The sequence below is a fragment of the uncultured Gimesia sp. genome (assembly GCF_937910335.1).
Classification (GTDB): domain Bacteria; phylum Planctomycetota; class Planctomycetia; order Planctomycetales; family Planctomycetaceae; genus Gimesia.
Window position 1 is genome coordinate 1 of the sequence record NZ_CALEMX010000120.1, and the last position, 6,110, is coordinate 6,110.

The following is a 6,110-nucleotide window of genomic DNA, read 5'->3' on the forward strand; positions in this document are numbered from 1 at the left end:
GCCAGATTGAATTCAGACGCAGACCGTTGATCCCGTCTGTATTCATTGCTTGAATCATCAGCTGCTGCATTCCTTTATTTAGGTCCAATATACCCGCTGAGGTTTTGATGAACACATTCTGACTCACACTCATCGGCAGTGTTTTCTGAATCATTTTCTCACCGACCGAGATTTGGAGCTGACCCGCTTCAAGCTGTTCTGATCGATAACCATAACTCAATTCCACAGCATACCGACCCGCTTTTAACACATCAATTTGCCAGGCCACGGTCCCCTGGTCCGACTCCCAGTTGTCAATCGTATCCCAGTCATACCCGTCAAACGAATATTCTAACCCGCCCCCTTTGAGAATCGCCCAGCTCGGCTGCAGTTCAACCACGGGCTCGCGAGTATCTCCCACAGGAACCGCTGTCGGCTGATACACTTGCCCCGCCGTCACATCCTCAAACCATCGCAAAAACTCAGTACGCAATGCCTGAGTTTCTTTCGGATACTTCCGCGCCAGATCCCTCGTCTCACCCGGGTCAGCGTTCAAGTCGTAAAGTTGGCCCATCGGTTCAATTTTTTTCTTTTTCCCCTGACTGTTATGCAAAACCAGTTTGAACCGCTCTCCATGTATCGACCATCGATGATAGGGGTTCGGCGTGTAACGGTCCCACGTATGATACAGATATTTGTGAGGCGATTTACCCGCCCCCTGTTGCATCAGTGAAAGGATTGATTTTCCATCCAGTTTGATTTTTCCGGGCACTTTGACACCCGCCAGTTCACAGAATGTAGGAAACAGATCAATCTGCGCCACCATGGCATCTGTCGATTTGCCCGCCGGAAAGTGCCCCGGCCAGCGCACGACAAAGGGAACTCGGATACCACCTTCATACGCACTCGCCTTACTCCCCTTGAGACCGGCTTTATACCCGCGACTGACGCCACCATTATCACTGGTAAATATCACAATCGTTTCCTGCTCAATCCCCAGATCCTGCACCGATTGCAATAACCGTTTTAGATTCTGATCGATCCGCTCCACCATTGCATAAATCCGCGCTTCGCGTAGAGGTAGTTTTTTGGCAAGATATTTTTCGATCAGTTTATCTCCCTCAGGCTGGCCGTAGTGTGACGTATCCAGCAGAAAGGGAGAATGCGGTGCGTTATAGGCCAGAAAACAGAAGAATGGTTGTGACTTGGAACGCGTGATAAAATCAATGGCCGCATCGGTAAACAAGTCAGACACATAACCCCGCGTTTCGACGGGGCGGCCATTGACCACCACCTGATCCGGATTTGTATACCGTTCAATGTGTCCGTGATAATGACCAAAAAAATGATCAAAGCCACGCCGATGAGGCTGATACTGCGCATAACGACCCAGATGCCATTTTCCGAAGAGCCCGGTCTGATAACCGGCTGACTTCAACACCTGGGCAATCGTCGTCTCATTCTGACCCAGAGTATCGCCACCAAAGCGGGTGTTATACAAACCGGTTCTGAGATAATGTCGACCTGTCATCAAGCCGGCACGTGTAGGCGCACAAACCATATTCGCATAAAAACGCGTGAAGGTCACTCCTTCTGCAGCCATGCGGTCAATGGTCGGCGTTTCGATATCCGGATTACCGGAAATCCCCGTATCCCAATACCCCTGATCATCGGTCATCACCAGAATTATATTCGGCTGATCCGATTTTTCTTTGGCTTGCATCAACTGACATTGCAAACAAATCAAACAGAACGCAAAAAATGAACTCGAACTGATAATTATGCGTCGCGTTTTCATGTGTTAGTTTCGCCTTCGTTAATCAATTCAATAATTAAGAATGAGGGACATCGTTGTAAATTGATTTCAGAACTCTCAGGAATTCCTCATGAAAATTAAGCCACCACCAACGATTGCATGAAAAAACAGGACAAGTCCTGCGCACCAGCCCTTTTCGTCGACTCGTTTAGGCCAAACCAAGACAATCATACTTAACAAGAAGCAAGTAAACAGAAAAGATTCCCACTGATTTAATATTGCGTAGGGAGATAACAAATTCACAAACATTGAATACATCAGATGTGGCACTTCAATGAGCGAAACTGATCCAATAATGACTGATGAGACAGCAATAAACAGAAATGGCGTGACCACAGCTAGAACAAATAGTAATAATAATGAACCGATCTGGATGAACGGATATTGAAAGTCTTCACCCCTGATCTCGATGTTCTGATCACCGGCCATATGTAGGCATCCTCTCCCGGATCATACTCGTTCATTTTTCTATTCACTCATGGCGCCATATTTCCGACACAAACTCTTAAGCTTGCTTCAGGCATTTTTCAAGATAAGCACGCGACCGATTAATCTCAGCAGTCACCTGCTCTGCAGTCGGATGAATGGGAATGCCTCGAGGAACCGGATGCATGAAGATTTCTGTTCTGCTCTGATAATTGATCTTTTTCAGCGCCGCTAATAATGGGACAAAATCTAAATCACCTCGACCCGGTAACTGTAACAATTCCTGTTCCTTAGGAAGTTTCTTCATACAGCCCATGCCATGCTGCCAGGCTTGGAAATGTACCAGACGCTCACCCAAGTCTGTAATCAACTTCGCAATCTCCGACTCATTTTGTGCCAAATGATAAGGCGCCAACGCCATCCCGAAATGCTTTGACGGAAGTGCTTCCATCATCCAGCGTTGAGTATCCGGATCATTGATCAAGCCGCCACCATGATTTTCCAGACCAATGATGACTCCTTTTTCTTCAGCAGCAGTAACCTGAGGTTTCAACTTTTCTGCAAACTTTTTGATTGCCGACTTCAGTTCGGCCCCCTTTAAACCTCTGGGACCGCCGCTGTTACAGATGACCATATCACCGTCTAACTGTGCGACAAGGTCCATCTCCCCCTGCATGTTGAACAAGCCATATTTGAAACAGGTGAAGCTGCCCAGCTTGACGTTATATTGATCAAACAACCGCTTCGTCTTTTCGACACCCAGTTGATCAATCTGTTCCCGCTGGTCGCCGTGCCGTTTGGCCCAGATCTCCAGATAACGTGCGCCGGTTTTCGGCGTTTCCTGAAGAATCGTTTCCAGAGGCAACGTGCCATACATGCAGGAAGCCACGATATAATTGAGTGAAAATGGTTTTTGAGAACCATTTGCTTCGGCAGCGAATAACTTTCCTAACACACCACCAGAAACCGCGGCCCCTAGAACGCGTTTATTAAAATCACGACGATTAACTTGACCAACCATGCGTTTGATTCTTTCTCTTGTTGTAAACCTGAAACCTGCTTAAGAAACGACTTTGATCCCATCCTTTAAAAAAGGGACCACCAGATGTTTAGGCTGCCCTGTCTCAGGGTCGATAATGGGCGCGGGTGAATATTGTGTGACATAAGCACGACGCATCTTATCTGTTGTATTCGCGCCGCTCCGATGAAACGTCAGAGAACTGAATACTGCCAGACTGCCCGCGGGCACAATGGCAGTCACACCCGGCTCCTTGCCAAAATAGCCGGTTTTGTCTCCCGTTTCCGGATCTTGAATATGTTCGACCAGCGAACGAACACCAACCGTAGAATACGGTAACACATCGACCGTACCATTTTCGACGGTCATATCATCCACGGCTGCCCAGCAAGTTACATAGGGGCGATGTAGAAACCCGAGATAACCCGAATCCTGATGCCAGGAAAACTTAATCCCTTTCTCAGCCGCCTTCACCACATATTGATCGTAAAACAGATAGGCCGTATCACCAATTGTCGCTTTGCAGATCTCTGCCATCAAGTCGCCTAACACATACTCTTCCAGTCGCGGTGCCTGATCGAATTTCTTAGCGATATGATAGCGCTTCCCACGATGGCTGATGTGAATATGATCGGTTCCCAGACGATCCATTTCCTGATGCATTAAATCAATCAAATGATCGCAGGCATCCCGGATAATCTGCAAATGCTCTTCTGAAATCACCTTTTCCAGAATGAAATAACCTTCTTCCTGAAATTGTTTCTGATGCGATTCAGTAATAAGGCCCGTCGAGACAGTCATAATTTCTCCTGACATCAATACAAAGAAACAAAGCAACGACTCATTAAATGTATTCCCGGAGTTTAAGTATCTTTAATTTCATATCCGGCCCGCTGCTCACGTTTTAACCAGGTATTCGCTTCCGCATCGCCGACAAACAGTTCCTGTTCCGGATCCCACGTCAGTTTTCGACCCAGGCGTTGCGATATATTTCCGATATGGCACAGGCTGACAGAACGATGCTGATTAGACACACTGGAGATGGGCGTTTCACGTGATTCTATACAGTCAAAGAAATTCCCCATATGATTCACAATCGCATCCAGTTTACCCATGCGCGGCGGACGCGAGAGATTGTCATGGCTGTAAACCTTGAATGATTCACGCGACAATGGTTTTTTCGCCAGATCTTCTACCGGTTTACCGGCGATCGTACCCCGGTTCACAAAAATCCGACCCTGATCACCTTCAAACATCACACCGGTTCGCCCCGAGTCATTCACTTCCAAGAGAACTCCATTGGCATAACGGGCCTTCAGATGGTAATCGAGGGCCACATTATATCCATTCTTGACATTCGGAAACTTAGCGGTTCCCTCAATATCAACTGGACCAGAATCCTGCATGCCGGCACCCCATTGTGCGATATCAATATGATGCGCACCCCAGTCTGTCATCTGACCGCCGGAATATTCATACCACCAGCGAAAGGTATAATGACAGCGTTCTTTAATGTAAGGCACATCAGGCGTCTGCCCCTGCCATAGATCCCAATTCAAAACCGAAGGCACTGGCTCAGGCTTAAAGGAACCACTGGTTTTATTTTTGCTAAGCGTGACAGTTACTTTTTTCAAGTTACCAATGCGCCCATCATGCACCATTTCGACAGCTTGCCGAAAACGATGATCACTACGCTGCCACGTTCCCACCTGCACGACGGCTTTGGTTTGCTTGACAACTTTATTCAGAATTTTACCTTCGTCCACTGTCAGTGTGAGCGGTTTCTCACAGTAAACATCTTTGCCCGCCTGGCACGCATCGATCAGCATTTTGGTATGCCAGTGATCGGGAGCACCAATTGTCACGACATCAATATCAGCCTTTTCCAGCATCTCACGGTAATCTTCGAAGATCGTCGCTTTGCCGCCAAACTGTTTCCGTGCTTTTTCGGCAATCTCCCGATCCACATCCGCTATGGCAACAATGTCACCATAACCTTGCGCTTTGTCGGCGATGACGGAACCTTGATACCGCATACCAATCGAACCAATTTTCAATCGTTCATTCGAACTGCGCGGCTTATCCGCTGCCCGCGCGGTATTCACGAATACGCCAGGTGCAATACACGCTAATGGCAGGCCGGAGACTGCAGTTTTGACAAAGGTCCGGCGAGATAGTTTTGGTGAAGTCATCACTCTCTCCTGCTATTTGGAATCGAATAAAAATCTAATCACTATTGAGAATCTCGTGCTTCATCAAGCAGCTTCATCCACGGTCCGATATATTGACCATGATCATGATACGTTCGGCCGCTGACCATATTCCCATCAATCACACAGGCCTCATTGACAAATATTCCGCCACACACTTCCAGGTCAAACTGGCATTTTGGAACCGTCGCCATGCGACGCCCTTTCACACAACCTGCGCGGGCTGGAATTTCTACGCCATGACAGACTGAAGCAATGGGTTTATTTTTCTCAAAGAAATGCTGTGTAATTCGGATTAAGTCTTCATCATCACGAATATATTCCGGTGCTCGACCGCCGCTAAAGAAAATCCCCACGTACTCATCGGGGTTGATATCCTTAAACGCGATATCCGCTTGAATGGTATACCCTTCCCACTCTTTGGTAATCGTCCAGCCCGGTTTGACCTCATGCAGCACCATCTGATAAAGACGCTTTTCCGGCGCAGCAACCACGGGTTCATAACCCCCTTCGATCAATCGATAATAAGGATAGAGCGTATCTACCGTTTCCGTTGCATCACCGACGATGATTAACACTTTGTTCATTCCAACCATTCTTTCTACGTAAAATTCCAAACTTTGAATTGATTTCTATTCTACAACTGATTCCGGAACGGTCA

5 protein-coding genes are annotated in these 6,110 nt (G+C 47.3%); all 5 read right to left on the minus strand.

Annotated features, from left to right (window positions below):
* Positions 1 to 1,777, minus strand: a 1,777-nt coding sequence (locus tag Q0668_RS04715) for an arylsulfatase (RefSeq protein WP_298860566.1), incomplete at its 3' end; no start/stop codon positions are given.
* Positions 1,778 to 2,300: 523 nt separating this feature from the next.
* Entirely contained in the window at positions 2,301 to 3,242 is a 942-nt protein-coding gene (locus Q0668_RS04720; RefSeq protein WP_298860569.1) for a sugar phosphate isomerase/epimerase, read from the minus strand.
* Positions 3,243 to 3,281: 39 nt separating this feature from the next.
* A complete protein-coding gene (locus Q0668_RS04725; protein ID WP_298860572.1) occupies positions 3,282 to 4,040 on the minus strand; it encodes a phytanoyl-CoA dioxygenase family protein in 759 nt (252 codons plus the stop codon).
* 62 nt (positions 4,041 to 4,102) lie between these two features.
* A complete protein-coding gene (locus tag Q0668_RS04730) occupies positions 4,103 to 5,431 on the minus strand; it encodes a Gfo/Idh/MocA family oxidoreductase (RefSeq protein ID WP_298860575.1) in 1,329 nt (442 codons plus the stop codon).
* Positions 5,432 to 5,472: 41 nt separating this feature from the next.
* Positions 5,473 to 6,036, minus strand: a complete 564-nt coding sequence (locus Q0668_RS04735; RefSeq protein ID WP_298860578.1) for a DJ-1/PfpI family protein — start codon at positions 6,034 to 6,036, stop codon at positions 5,473 to 5,475.
* Positions 6,037 to 6,110 lie beyond the last annotated feature (74 nt).